The 13,808-nt window shown below is 65.5% G+C and carries 11 protein-coding genes; 3 read left to right on the top strand and 8 right to left on the bottom strand.

Annotated elements, in window-relative coordinates; all coding sequences use genetic code 11:
- The first annotated feature begins 16 nt into the window (after positions 1–16).
- Complete coding sequence (locus ACSYG9_RS25565; RefSeq protein WP_440125083.1) at positions 17–1,108, top strand: Glu/Leu/Phe/Val dehydrogenase dimerization domain-containing protein; 1,092 nt, start codon at positions 17–19, stop codon at positions 1,106–1,108.
- A gap of 74 nt (positions 1,109–1,182) precedes the next feature.
- On the opposite strand, the gene ACSYG9_RS25560 is transcribed toward ACSYG9_RS25565, so the two are convergent.
- Complete coding sequence (locus ACSYG9_RS25560) at positions 1,183–1,689, bottom strand: Lrp/AsnC ligand binding domain-containing protein (RefSeq protein ID WP_440125082.1); 507 nt, start codon at positions 1,687–1,689, stop codon at positions 1,183–1,185.
- Between the two features lie 221 nt (positions 1,690–1,910).
- Between ACSYG9_RS25560 and ACSYG9_RS25555 the strand changes: the two genes are divergently transcribed.
- Positions 1,911–3,446 (top strand): amino acid permease, encoded by a 1,536-nt coding sequence (locus ACSYG9_RS25555; protein WP_454843040.1) that lies wholly within the window; start codon positions 1,911–1,913, stop codon positions 3,444–3,446.
- A 29-nt stretch (positions 3,447–3,475) separates the two neighbouring features.
- Here ACSYG9_RS25555 and ACSYG9_RS25550 read toward each other — a convergent pair whose 3' ends face one another.
- Together ACSYG9_RS25550 and glnA are read right to left on the bottom strand one after the other, a co-directional pair.
- On the bottom strand, positions 3,476–4,789 hold the full coding sequence (locus tag ACSYG9_RS25550) for a ClC family H(+)/Cl(-) exchange transporter (protein WP_440125081.1): 1,314 nt from the start codon (positions 4,787–4,789) through the stop codon (positions 3,476–3,478).
- Between the two features lie 120 nt (positions 4,790–4,909).
- Positions 4,910–6,346, bottom strand: coding sequence for a type I glutamate--ammonia ligase (gene glnA / locus ACSYG9_RS25545; protein ID WP_440125080.1), 1,437 nt, complete (start codon positions 6,344–6,346; stop codon positions 4,910–4,912).
- Between the two features lie 213 nt (positions 6,347–6,559).
- Here glnA and ACSYG9_RS25540 point away from each other — a divergent pair, with 213 nt between their 5' ends.
- Positions 6,560–7,036: an RDD family protein gene (locus ACSYG9_RS25540; RefSeq protein WP_440125079.1), complete on the top strand. Its 477-nt coding sequence runs from the start codon at positions 6,560–6,562 to the stop codon at positions 7,034–7,036.
- Positions 7,037–7,107: 71 nt separating this feature from the next.
- On the opposite strand, the gene ACSYG9_RS25535 is transcribed toward ACSYG9_RS25540, so the two are convergent.
- The 5 genes from ACSYG9_RS25535 to ACSYG9_RS25515 all read right to left on the bottom strand — a co-directional run bounded on the left by ACSYG9_RS25535 (position 7,108) and on the right by ACSYG9_RS25515 (position 13,778).
- Positions 7,108–7,848, bottom strand: a complete 741-nt coding sequence (locus ACSYG9_RS25535; RefSeq protein ID WP_169686327.1) for a DUF4191 domain-containing protein — start codon at positions 7,846–7,848, stop codon at positions 7,108–7,110.
- A 60-nt stretch (positions 7,849–7,908) separates the two neighbouring features.
- A complete protein-coding gene (gene lipA / locus ACSYG9_RS25530) occupies positions 7,909–8,919 on the bottom strand; it encodes a lipoyl synthase (RefSeq protein WP_440125078.1) in 1,011 nt (336 codons plus the stop codon).
- A 54-nt stretch (positions 8,920–8,973) separates the two neighbouring features.
- A complete protein-coding gene (lipB, locus tag ACSYG9_RS25525) occupies positions 8,974–9,753 on the bottom strand; it encodes a lipoyl(octanoyl) transferase LipB (protein ID WP_454840412.1) in 780 nt (259 codons plus the stop codon).
- Between the two features lie 125 nt (positions 9,754–9,878).
- Entirely contained in the window at positions 9,879–11,957 is a 2,079-nt protein-coding gene (gene sucB / locus ACSYG9_RS25520; protein WP_454840411.1) for a 2-oxoglutarate dehydrogenase, E2 component, dihydrolipoamide succinyltransferase, read from the bottom strand.
- A gap of 309 nt (positions 11,958–12,266) precedes the next feature.
- Entirely contained in the window at positions 12,267–13,778 is a 1,512-nt protein-coding gene (locus ACSYG9_RS25515) for a leucyl aminopeptidase (protein ID WP_440125075.1), read from the bottom strand.
- Positions 13,779–13,808: the final 30 nt, after the last annotated feature.

Here is a 13,808-nt window from a genome sequence, read left to right as displayed (position 1 = left end):
CCGAAGGGAATCGCACGTGACCACCTCCACCATCGTCAGCCCGACCGCCACCGATCCTGCTCTCGGCGTCTTCGACCGCTCTCGGCGCTTGACCGACCGGCCACACGAACAGGTCGTCTTCCACGAGGACGCCGCGACCGGCCTTCGCGCGATCATCGCGATCCATTCGACGGTTCTCGGGCCCGCCCTCGGTGGAACCCGCTTCTATCCCTACGCCGACGAGTCGGCAGCGCTCGAGGACGTGTTGCGGCTCTCGTGGGGAATGACCTACAAGGCCGCGGTGGCCGGTGTGGATCTCGGCGGTGGCAAGGCGGTTATCCTGGGGGATCCGGCCACCGACAAGAATGACGAGTTGCTCGTCGCGTACGGCCGGTTCGTCGATTCGCTCGGGGGACGCTACATCACCGCCGCCGATGTGGGAACGCAGGCGGGGGATCTCGACGTGATCGGAACCCGCACCGCGCATGCGGTCGGCCGGACCGCCGGGGCGGGAGGGTCCGGCGACAGCTCACCACTGACTGCCCTCGGGGTGTTCCAGGCGATGCGGGCAGGCGCCCGAACGGTCTGGGGGCAAGACACATTTGCCGGACGTCGGGTGGGCGTCGAAGGATTGGGGAAGGTCGGTTACCAACTCGTCGAACTGCTCACCCGAGACGACGCCGAGGTCGTCGTATCCGATGTGAACCCCGTTGTGCTGGCGCGGGTCGCAGCAGACTTCCCGTCGGTGCAGGTGGCCGACGACATCCTCGGGGCATCGCTGGATGTGTACGCCCCGTGTGCACTCGGCGGGACGCTGACATCGGCGACCGGGCGGTTGATCGACGCTCGATTGGTATGCGGCGCAGCCAACAATCAACTGGCCGACCCGACCGTCGAAGAGATCCTGCGATCCCGGGGCATCACCTGGGTTCCCGACTACGTGGCGAATGCCGGTGGGCTGATCCAGGTGGCCGGTGAAGTCGACGGTTCGGACGAAGTCACGGTCCGCGGCCGTGTGGATGCGATCTTCGATCGCACCCTCGAGATCTTCGATGTGTCGCAGGCGCTGGATATCGCGCCGGGTGCTGCCGCCAACCGAATTGCCGAGCAGCGCATCGACTCTGCCTGATAGGTGAAACGTCGGGGGAGGCGCTCGTGGCGGCTCCCCCGAAGTCGTGTCCGAGTTCGGCGGAGCGAGGAACTTCAAGGCCGGCCGGACGGGGCCGAGCGTCCGTGTCCCGCATCCCGGGTGAGATGTTCGAGGAGCGGCTGCGTGCGATATGCCACGGGAGTGGTGAGCGCCAGTGTCGTGGTGGTGTGTGCGACCCCCTCGATGCTGTGAATCCGTTCGAGAACCTGTAGCAGGTCTTCCTGCGATTGGGCCGCCATTCTGATCAGCAAGTCTTCGCGTCCCGTCGTGGCGTGCACCTCGAGGACCTCGGGGAATCGCTCGAGTTCGGCGATCACCTGGCCCATTCGTGCCTGGACGAGTTCGGCGCCGATGAATGCTTGGAGGGGTAGTCCCAAAGCGGGAAGGTCGACGACGGGGCGGTATCCGGTTACCGCTCCGGACTCTTCGAGCTTCTTGATCCGTGATTGGACGGTGTTGCGCGCGACGCCCAGCTTCGCCGAGAGATCGACGATGCCCGCTCTGGGGTTGTGCGTGAGCTCTGCGAGCAGAGCTGTGTCGAGCCGGTCGAGACTGAACACGATGACACCCTTTCCGTTGTGATGCGAATCACTACTTGAACATAATGATCAGCTGAATTGAAAGTTCTTGACAGGGATCACTGTAGTGCCATGATTGCTGCATTGAAATGCTCACACAAATGCAGCGCGTCGAAAATGTGCGCGCATTCCCCGAGCTGTTTCGCCCACCGATCACCCACAAGGTTCTTGCGGGCACCACAACCCATCCCGAGGAGCACACCATGCCCGGAGTCGGCATATGGCGCACCAAATCCGTCGAACAATCGATCGCAGATACCGACGAACCCTGCTCGAGGTTGCGAAAAGAGCTGACTGCCAGGGATTTGACGATCTTCGGAGTCGCCGTCGTCGTCGGCGCCGGCATCTTCACCCTCACTGCCCGCACCGCCGGTAACGTCGCCGGGCCTTCGATCTCGCTGGCATTCGTCCTTGCTGCAATCGCGTGCGGGCTTGCCGCGTTGTGCTACGCGGAGTTCGCGTCGGCCGTACCGGTTGCAGGGAGCGCATACACCTTCTCCTACGCCACCTTCGGTGAGTTCGTCGCCTGGATCATCGGGTGGGATCTGATTCTCGAGTTCGCACTGGCCTCCGCTGTGGTGGCGAAGGGATGGTCGCTGTATCTCGGTGGCATGTTCGGTGGAAGTTCCACGGTCGATCTGGGGCCGATCTCCGTCGACTGGGGCGCGCTGCTGATCGTCGGTGCGATCACGATTGTGCTCGCAATCGGTACGAAGGTGTCGTCGCGGGTGTCGGCGGTCGTCACGGCGATCAAGGTCGCTGTGGTACTCCTCGTCATCGTCGTCGGCATCTTCTACATCGACAAGAGCAATTACTCACCGTACGTCCCGCCGGCAGAAGAATCTCGGGACGTCGCGCACGGTGTGCACCAGTCGCTGTTCTCCGCGCTCACCGGAGCCGATGGCAGCAGCTACGGTTGGTACGGACTCCTCGCCGCCGCGAGCCTGGTGTTCTTCGCCTTCATCGGATTCGATGTAGTCGCGACAACTGCCGAAGAAACGAAGAATCCCCAGAAAGCGCTCCCGCGTGGAATTCTCGGATCGCTCGCCATCGTGACTGTTCTCTATGTCGGGGTCACACTCGTGCTGACCGGAATGGTCGAGTACACCGATCTCCGAACGGGGAGCGCGCTCGTCGGGAATGGAAGTGCCACTCTTGCCACCGCATTCGAGGCGCACGGTATCGGCTGGGCGCAGATGGTCATCAATATCGGTGGTCTCGCAGGACTCACCACGGTCGTGATGGTGATGATGCTGGGCCAGACACGAGTGTTGTTCGCGATGTCGCGCGACGGACTGGTGACACGCAAGCTCGCCAAGACGAACAACAAGGGTGTGCCGGTGCGCATCACGCTGATCGTCGGCGGTGTGGTCGCGGTCCTCGCAGCAGTGTTCCCGATGGGGGTGCTGGAGGAGATGGTCAACATCGGCACACTGTTCGCATTTGTGCTCGTCTGTGTCGGAGTGATGGTGCTCCGCCGTATCCGCCCCGACCTGCCCCGCGGCTTTCGGGTTCCGCTCATGCCGTGGGTGCCGATCCTGGCTGTCATCGCATGCAGCTGGCTGATGTTGAACCTGTCTGTGGAGACGTGGATCCGGTTCGCGGTGTGGATGGCGCTGGGAGTGGTCGTCTACTTCGCCTACGGCCACCGCAAGTCGGTGCTGGGGCAGCGGCTCGCAGCGGAAGCTGATGACCGGGACACGGCCCGAGTGCCGGTGCCCGACCCCGAACCTGTGTAACCGAGGCGTGGAAGAACGCAACTGCGTTCTCACCCGGGCGTTGTAGGGGTTGCGAGCATCCGCTCGCGTAAGCTGTCGTAGATCGGAGCGACCCCGGCGAGATGCGCAACGACCACTGCTGCCGCCGACGCAACAAGCATGGGGACGGTGACGCTCGTGGTAGCGGTCATCTCGACAACGAGGGCGATTCCGGTGAGCGGTGCCCGCACGGACGCGCTGAACAGCGCCGACATCCCCACAATCGCCATCGGAATCACGATCGATGAATCCACCGCGGGGACAACTGCTTCCACGACACGCGCGTACAGAAACCCCCACAGCGCGCCGAGTGCGAGCAGTGGCGCGAACAGTCCGCCCGGGGTCCCTGCCGCGTACGACAGCGGACCGGCGAAGAACCGCATCACGACATACCAGCATAGGAGCGGAAGTGTGAGGACGCCGCCGGCCAGCACGTGCTGTGAAACGGCATCGCCACCGCCTGCAGCGAGCGGTGCGAGTGAGGCGAGCAACCCTACCCCGGCGCCGATCAGCGCGGCCTTCCATACCGGCGGCAGAGCGTGCACCGCGTCGACGAGATCGAGTGATCCGACCACCACGCGGTTGTAGGCCGCTCCGAGTACCCCGGTCAGAAGACCGAAGACCAAGAACACCGGCAGCAACGTGATCGACGGTGTACCGAGCGTCTCGACATCGAAGTCCGGTCGATCCCCGAGTATCAGACGCGAGCACGCAACCCCGGCGCCCACCGAGAGCAGGACGGGGACGACCGTCCGGAACCGGAACACTCGGGTCACCTCTTCGAAAACGAACAATGCACCCCCGACCGGGGCGTTGAAAGCGACTGCCAGTCCGGCGCCCGCCACAGCGTTGTGCATCGACCGGATGTGAGCGTCATCCATGCGCGCCCGTCGCGCCGTCTCGGAACCGACCGCCGCACCCATGTGCACAATCGGACCTTCTCGGCCGAGAACGAGTCCGGAACCGATCGAGAGCACGCCTCCGACGAATCTGGCGGGCACCACCCGAAGCGGTGGCGGCACAGCCTCGTCGCGTTCCACTGCCTCCACGTGCTGGATGCCGCTTCCAGAAGCGAGAGGGACACGCCCGACGATGAGCGCGGCGGTCGCTGCGCACAGAGCGGTGACGGCCATGGGAATCAGCCAATCGGGCCCGGGCAGCGAGGCGGACCAGTCGAGAACGTCGCCCCGCCATCGGTCCGCGACCCGCAGGCACCACCGGAAGGCTCCTCCGACGAACCCGATCACTGCGCCGGCGATCGTCGCCACTACGCAGATCACGAGCAGTTCGCGGCACTCCGCGGAACGCGCCTCGGGGTTCTCCATCGAGAGCCATTCAACCCGCTCGATCGAGTTGGTGGAGCCGAAATCGGCAGGCCACGAAACGAAACCGGTCCGCTCACCCGATCAAGGGCGCGCGGACCGGCTTCGGAGCAGTGACGAGACTCAGCAGTCGAAGTACAGCTGGAACTCGTACGGGTGCGGACGCAGGTTGACCGGAGCGATCTCCTGCTCACGCTTGAGCGAGATCCAGGTCTCGATCAGGTCGGTGGTGAATACGCCGCCCTCGGTGAGGTACTCGTGGTCTGCCTCGAGACGGTCGATGACCGCGGGGAGCGACGTAGGCGCCTGCGGGATGTTCTTGGCCTCCTCCGGCGGAAGCTCGTAGAGATCCTTGTCGACCGGCGCCAACGGCTCGATCTTGTTCTTGATGCCGTCGAGACCGGCCATCATCTGAGCGGCGAAGTTCAGGTACGGGTTACCCGAGGAGTCGGGAGCCCGGAACTCCAGGCGCTTGGCCTTCGGGTTGTTGCCAGTGATCGGGATACGCACCGCGGCCGAACGGTTGCGCTGGCTGTACACGAGGTTGATGGGGGCTTCGTAGCCCGGCACGAGGCGGTGGTAGGAGTTGATCGTCGGGTTCGTGAAGGCGAGCAGCGACGGTGCATGGTGCAGGATGCCGCCGATGTACCAGCGCGCGAGATCCGACAGGCCTGCGTAACCCGCCTCGTCGTGGAACAGGGGCTTCCCGTCCTTCCACAGCGACTGGTGGACGTGCATGCCCGACCCGTTGTCGCCGAAGAGCGGCTTCGGCATGAAGGTCGCGGTCTTGCCGTGCTGCCACGCGGTGTTCTTGACGATGTACTTGAACAGCTGCAGGTCATCGGCAGCCGACAGCAGCGTGTTGAACTTGTAGTTGATCTCCGCCTGGCCTCCGGTGCCGACCTCGTGGTGGCCGCGCTCGAGCTCGAAGCCCGCATTGGTCAGGTTGGTGGAGATGGCGTCGCGGAGGTCGACGTAGTGGTCGTAAGGAGCGACGGGGAAGTAGCCACCCTTTGCACGGACCTTGTAGCCGCGATTGGCGGAACCATCGGCGTTGTACTCGGCGCCGGTGTTCCAGCCACCCGAGATGGAGTCCACCTCGTAGAACGAGCCGTTCATCGCGGAGTCGTAGCGGACCGAGTCGAAAATGTAGAACTCGGCCTCGGCCCCGAAGAATGCGGTGTCGGCGATGCCGGTGCTGGCCAGGTACTCCTCGGCCTTCCGGGCAACGTTACGCGGGTCGCGGCTGTAGGACTCGCGGGTGAACGGGTCGTGGACGAAGAAGCTGATGTTCAGCGTCTTGGCTGCGCGGAAGGGGTCCAGGCGTGCAGTGGTCACGTCGGGAAGGAGCAACATGTCGGACTCGTGGATCGACTGAAATCCGCGGACGGACGATCCGTCGAATGCCAATCCGTCTTCGAAAACATCCTGGTTGAATGCCTTCGCCGGAATGGAGAAGTGCTGTTCGATGCCGGGCAGGTCAGTGAAGCGGACATCGACATATTCGACGTTTTCGTCCGCGATGAACTTGATGACCTCTTCGGCCGTGGTGAACGCCACGCTTGTGCTCCTTCAGTCGGTGCGCGCCATTTGGTGCTGGGCGCCTGCGTCGGATCAGACCGTATTGACCCGGTGTTGCCCGGTCGTCAAACCTATGTTTCGCCGGTGTTACACATCAGGTTGCCCTGGTGTGAGGACCGTAGAACGTGGTAGAGGTCACCGACGGGTGCACGGGTCTGCCCTGGTCCGCACGTACCAGACTATCCTGGACCCATGGCGCGGATGACGGGTAGTTGGCTATCGGGCCCCTCGGCGGCCCTTCCTCCGGGACAGGCTGGGGAACAGAAGTATCCCGGGGAGGGGCTCGGACTTCCTGAACACGGTCCGGGTTCGCTCGTCTCCTCTGCGAAACGCGTCCTCGCGCTTGCCATCGACTGGTTCTCGTCGATGGCGATCGCGATGGTGCTGGTGGGCGACAACCCGCTCGAGAGCCCATCGCTGTCGGCGTACACGCTTCTCATCTGGTGTGGCGTAGGCATCGTCACAGTGACGTTGTTCTCGTTCACGCCGGGGCAATTCATCGCCGGACTCCAGGTGGTGCGCGTGGATGCGCCCGTCCGCGTCGGGTTGATTCGCGCCCTTGCGCGACAGGTCCTGCTCGTCTTCATTGCTCCCGCTCTGGTCACCGACATCGACGGCAGAGGCTTGCAGGACCGCGCGACCGGCACCGCGCTCGTGCGTTCGCGCTGACCTCTTCCTAGAACGGCTGAGGGCCGTCGTCCCGAACGGGACGACGGCCCTCAGCCGTTCGACACTGTGGTTCAGCGGCGGCGCATAGTGCGCTGGACGCTCCGCATCTTCGCGCCCGCAGGCAGCGGACCCTTCGGCATCGCGGGACCACTCTTCTTGGTACTCAGCGCCGACAAACGGCCTTCGATCGCATCCATCCGTTTGGTATCGATGTTGCGCGGAAGCTTGTTCAACTGCTTCTGCAGCTGTGCAAGCGGAACCTGGCCTTCCTCGTTGCCGACGGTGAACTCGTAGATCGGAGTGTCGCCGATGAGGCGCGCAACGCGCTTCTTCTCCTGCGCCATCAGGGGCTTGATCCGGCCCGGGTTGCCTTCACCGACGAGGATGACCCCCGGACGGCCGATCACCCGATGCAGTGCGTCGAGCTGAGTGGTACCTGCCACGGCCTGTGAGACACGCCATGCACCCTGGAGATTGTCGAGTGCCCACGCCGCTGCGCCTGCTTGCCCGTCGGCCTTCTTGTAGACGGACTTCTGAACGCGACGGCCGAAGATGATGAACGCTGCGAGCACACCGACGAGGATGCCGATCGGCAGCAGGAACCACTCGATGCCGAAGATCAGCCCGATCACGAAGAATACGACGATCGATGCAACGAGTGCGCCGATCATCCACGGCAGAAGCGCCTTGTCTTCCTTGCGCTGGATCTGGAAGGCCTGCCACAGCTGTGTGCGACGCTCCTTCGATGCCTGCTTGCGAGCGGCTTTCGCCGCTGCCTTCGCTTCCTTGTCGGTCTTGCTGCCCTTCGCCATGCCTACCAGGATACTTTCCTCGCGGTGGACCGCTTGCCACCGCGGGTACCGTCCCGGTTTCTAGCTGCCGAAGCGGGCAAGAACCGAGCTGGCCTCCTGGCTTGCCGAGCCCTCCTGAGCCAGATGCGCCTGACCGGCAGGAAGTTCGCGACCGTGGTGGGCCATCGCCTGTGCGTACAGGCGGCCCGCGCGATACGACGACCGCACGAGCGGCCCCGCCATCACACCGGCGAAACCGATCTTCTCGGCGGTCTCCGAGTGAGCAACGAACTCCTCGGGCTTGACCCAGCGCTCGACGGGATGATGCCGCGGCGACGGGCGCAGGTACTGCGTGATCGTGATGATGTCGCAGCCTGCGCCGTGCAGGTCGTGCAGGGCCTCGGTGACCTCTTCCGGCGTCTCACCCATACCGAGAATCAGGTTGGATTTGGTGACGAGTCCGAACTCGCGCGCCGCAGTGATCACGTCGAGGGACCGTTGATAGCGGAATGCGGGACGGATCCGCTTGAAGATGCGCGGCACGGTCTCGACGTTGTGTGCGAGAACCTCGGGCCGCGACTCGAAGACTTCCTGCAGCAGTTCGGGCTTGCCGTTGAAGTCCGGAATCAGGTTCTCGACGCCGGTTCCGGGGTTGAGCTCGTGAATCTTCCGAACGGTCTCCGCGTACAGCCACGCGCCGCCATCCGGGAGATCATCGCGCGCGACGCCGGTGATCGTCGAGTAGCGCAATCCCATCGACTGCACCGACTCGGCGACGCGACGCGGCTCGTCACGGTCGAGGGCGGCAGGCTTGCCCGTATCGATCTGGCAGAAGTCGCAGCGACGGGTGCACTGCTCGCCACCGATGAGGAAGGTAGCTTCGCGGTCTTCCCAGCATTCGTAGATGTTGGGACAGCCGGCCTCCTCGCAGACCGTGTGCAGGCCTTCACTCCGCACGAGGCCTTTCAGCTCGGTGTACTCCGGACCCATCTTGGCTCGGGTCTTGATCCAATTGGGCTTACGTTCGATGGGCGTCTGCGCGTTCCGGGTCTCGATCCGCAGCAGCTTGCGTCCTTCTGGGGCGACAGTCACGCCATCGATGGTACGCCCGAGCACCTGGTGAAACTTCTTCCGGGTGTGGGCATGTCAGAACCGGTGAGTAGTGAACTCCGGTGTCGTCCGATTCGGTGCAGTAGCCGATACGGCCTGCTCGAAAGTGACCCGCTGGATAGTGCACTCGGTGACCGGAAGCCGGCCGTCGAGCGCGGCGACGACAGCGTCGGTCACTGCCGGAACGACCTCGTGGACTGTCACATCGCGGCCCAGCTCGCAGGTGAGAGAGGTAACTCCGGCGTCGCGGATGCCGCACGGGACGATCGAGTCGAAGGCGTCGAGCGCCGAATCGCAATTGAGGGCGAACCCGTGCATCGCGACACCGCGTTGCACCCGGATGCCGATAGCCGCGACCTTTCGTTCGGCGAGCCACCGCCCGTCGCGCAGTTCGGCGGGCAGCCACACACCGGAACGCCCCTCGACGCGTCCACACACCAGGCCCATGTCGGTGCACACCGTGATCAGTGCCTGCTCGATCCGCCGGACATAGCCGACAACGTCGATCGGCTCGGCGAGCCGGACGATCGGGTAACCGACCAGCTGACCGGGTCCGTGCCAGGTGATCTTCCCGCCGCGGTCGACGTCGATGACCGGAGTGCCGTCGGAGGGACGGTCGGAATCCTCGGTCCGCCTCCCCGCGGTGTACACGGGTGGGTGCTCGAGGAGTAGCAACGTGTCCGAACCGATGCCGTCTGCACGGTCGGCAGCGAGCTCGCGCTGACGCTCCCATGCTTCGAGGTAGCCGATCGATCCCAGCCGAGCAACAACGACCGGGGTGGACTCGAGTCGTGCCGAAGATGTGGCCTTGCTCATAGGTGCCGACACTACGCCTCGACACAGCGAACGACGCGGGGGTGCCGCCGAAAGACGACACCCCCGCGCCCGGTCACGCCGGTCCTGTAGCTACCGCTGCACTACCGGTTCACAGTGCTACCGGTTCACAGTCCGAGATCGGCCTCGAACGCGCCCTCCTCGAGACGGTGCTTGATCGTCTTGAGGAAACGTCCCGCATCGGCGCCGTCGACCAGCCGGTGGTCGTACGTGAGCGGCAGATAGCACATCGACCGTACACCGATCGACTCGTTGCCGGTCTCGTCCTCGACGACAACCGGACGCTTGACGATCGCACCCGTACCGAGCATGGCCGCCTGCGGCGGAACCAGGATGGGCGTGTCGAACAAGGCGCCCTGGCTACCGATATTCGTGATCGTGAACGTGCCACCGGAGAGTTCGTCGGGCTTGAGCCCACCGTTGCGCGAACGATCGGCGATATCCGCGATCGCGCGGGCGAGAGCACCCATCGACATGTCGCCTGCGTTGTGGATCACCGGGGAGAGCAGGCCCTGCTCGGTGTCCACTGCGATACCGAGGTGCTCGGCCGCGTGGTAAGTGATCTGCTTGTTCGCCTCGTCGTACGACGCGTTGATGTTCGGGTGCAGCCGCAGCGCTTCGACAACGGCCTTCGCGAAGAACGGCAGGTATGTCAGATTGACGCCCTCGCGCTCAGCGAACGCCTTCTTCGCCTGGGCGCGCAGCTGCGCGATCCGGGTGACGTCGACCTCGAAGGTCTGCGTGAGCTGTGCGGTGGACTGCAGTGACTCGCGGGTCTTCGTCGCAGTGATCTGGCGGATGCGATTGGCCTTCTGCGTGGTTCCACGCAGCTTCGCGAGCTCGGGACGCACACCCGGAGCAACTCCGGAGGATGCTGCGGCCGCGGGCTTTGCCGCAGGAGCGGGCGCCTTCTCGGACTCGGCGGCTGCGAGCACATCCTGCTTACGGATTCGTCCGCCGACGCCGGTGCCCTTCACCTTCGCCAGGTCGACATTGTGCTGTGAGGCGAGCTTGCGCACGAGAGGAGTGACGTACGGCGTTGACTCACCCGACGGCGCAGCAGTCTGCTCGGCCTTCGGTGCCTCGGCGGGAGGAGCAGCCTTCGGTGCAGGCGTCGCCGCCGGTGCGGGTGCTGCTTCCTCGGAGGGCGTGGCAGCAGGCTTCTCGGCTGCGGGCTTCTCGGCTGCGGGGGCCGGGGCGGCCGGTGCTGCTGCGGTCTGCTGCGCGGGGGCCTCGGAGCCGATGACAGCGAGTTGGCCGCCGACCTCGACGGTGTCGTCTTCCTGCGCGGAGATCTCGGTGAGGATTCCGGCGACGGGGGACGGGATCTCGGTGTCGACCTTGTCGGTGGAGACCTCGAGGAGGGGTTCGTCGACGGCGACTTCGTCGCCGATGGCCTTGAGCCAGCGGGTGACGGTGCCTTCGGTGACGGATTCGCCGAGTGCGGGCATGGTGACGGGGGTGCCCGAGCCGTTGCTGCTCGACGGGGCGGGGGCCTCGGCGGCGGGAGCGGCCTCTTCGGCGGGCGCGGCCTCGGCGGGCTTCTCGGCTGCGGGGGCCGGGGCGGCCGGTGCTGCTGCGGTCTGCTGCGCGGGGGCCTCGGAGCCGATGACAGCGAGTTGGCCGCCGACCTCGACGGTGTCGTCTTCCTGCGCGGAGATCTCGGTGAGGATTCCGGCGACGGGGGACGGGATCTCGGTGTCGACCTTGTCGGTGGAGACCTCGAGGAGGGGTTCGTCGACGGCGACTTCGTCGCCGATGGCCTTGAGCCAGCGGGTGACGGTGCCTTCGGTGACGGATTCGCCGAGTGCGGGCATGGTGACGGGGGTGCCCGAGCCGTTGCTGCTCGACGGGGCGGGGGCCTCGGCGGCGGGAGCGGCCTCTTCGGCGGGCGCGGCCTCGGCAGGTTCCTCGGCAGCGGGAGCTGGAGCGCTGCCCCCGGACTCACCGGCTTCGCCGATCTGTGCGAGCTCGCCGCCGATCTCGACCGTGTCGTCTTCCTGAGCGACGATCTTGATCAGCACGCCGGCAGCGGGGGACGGGATCTCGGTGTCGACCTTGTCCGTGGAGACTTCGAGCAGCGGCTCATCGACTTCGACCGTGTCTCCTTCCTGCTTGAGCCATCGCGTGACAGTTCCCTCGGTGACGCTCTCACCAAGCGCTGGCATCTGGACGGAGAAGGCCATGTCTGTTGACTCCTCGACGGTTGTGTTCGGGTGTGTTGAGTTGTACCGACTCGTGGGGGTCGACCATTGTGTGGTCGCGCTCCATTGTGCTCGAGGCCGGGGACTCGTGCGGTTGCTTCAGGTGTTCTCGTGGGCCGATACCGGAGGAGGCATGCCCGGAACCATCCTTGCACTCGCCGCTGTCTCATGTTCGACGAGGGGCGGAACTGCTCACAGCGCTTTCGCGATGTGTGCGGCCCCACGCGGCCGTCCCTCCCCGTTCGGAGGGCACGGCCGCGTCGAACTCACGACGGTGATGGGCGGCGGTCGTCATCCTTGTTCTGCGACGTCCTCGATCACCGCGAGCATCGTGCGTACCGGCACACCGGTACCACCCTTGCCGACGTAGCCGAACGGGCCGCCGGTGTTGAACGCGGGGCCGGCCACATCGATGTGCACCCACTGGACGCCTTCGGAGACGAACTCCTTCAGGAACAGCCCTGCGGTGAGCATGCCGCCCCAGCGATTCGGGCTCACGTTGGCGAGGTCGGCGACTCGCGACTCGAGATCCGAGCGCATGTACTGCGGCAGCGGCATCGCCCAGCCGTTCTCACCGACCTCCTGTGACAGCGCAGCGACCCGGTCGCGGAACTCCTCGGTGCCCATGACTCCGGGAGTGCGTGTGCCGAGCGCCACCATCTGCGCCCCGGTCAGTGTCGCGGTGTCGATCAGGTAGTCGGGTTCGTCTTCGCACGCGCGCACGATGGCGTCGGCGAGAATCAGACGCCCCTCGGCATCGGTGTTGATCACCTCGACGGTGGTGCCGCCGTACTGGGTCAGGACATCCCCGGGGCGCTGCGCGGTCGAGGACGGCATGTTCTCGGCCATCGGCACCGTGGCGGTAACGTCGGCGGCAACCCCCAGCTTCGCGGCGAGTACCACGGTCGCGACGACGGCTGCGGCGCCTGCCATGTCCGAAGTCATCGCTTCCATGCCGGCGGCCGGCTTGATCGAGATGCCGCCTGTGTCGAACGTGACGCCTTTGCCGACGAGCGCGATCTTCGGAGCCGCGCGCTTCTTGGAGGAGTACGAGAGGCGGACGAGCCTCGGGGGCCGCGACGACCCCTTGCCGACTCCCACGATGCCGCCGAAGCCCTTCTTCTCGAGAGCCTTCTCGTCGAGCACCTCGACCTTCAGTCCCGCTGCCTCGCCCAGAGCCTTCGCGCGCTCGGCGAACGACGCCGGATACAGGTGGCTGGGCGGAGTGTTGACGAACTCGCGAGCTGTCGCGACGGCTTCCGCGATCGCTGTGGACCGCGCCAGCGCTGCCTTGGCGGCGCGGTCACGGGTGGAGGTGACGAGCAGCTCGATTCGGGTGGGCGGCTTCTTGTCGGCGCCCGGCGCCGACTTCTCGGAGCGGAACTCGGTGTAGGTGTACGCGCCGAGAGCAAAGCCCTCTGCGGCGGCACCGAGGTCGACGGCCGACAGCGTGGTGGCCACCGTGGTCACACCGGCCAGTGCACGGGATGCGGCACCCGCCGCGCGGCGCACCTGCTCGGCGTCGATGCCGTCGGCGGCGCCGAGCCCGACAGCCACGACACTCGCCACAGCGAGCCCGGCGGGCGCAGGTACGCGGGTGATCTCCTCGGCGCGGCCGGTGGCTCCGACGGCCTGCACTGCGTCGAGAATGCTCCCGAGCACGTCTTCGTCGATCACGCCGTCACCGAGAAGGACCTCGGGGTTTCCGTCGGACGAGGTGAGTCCGACGACGAGTACGTCGGCTCGCTTCGATACCGAGCCGGCGAGAACGAGTTCGGGCAACTCCGGGGTCGGTGCACTCACAGGGCAACTCCTAGGCAGACGGGGATGACA

This window comes from Rhodococcus sp. SJ-2, from assembly GCF_053750035.1.
The sequence above is the reverse complement of the archived record's forward strand: the minus strand, read 5'-3'. Positions and strand labels throughout refer to the sequence as shown.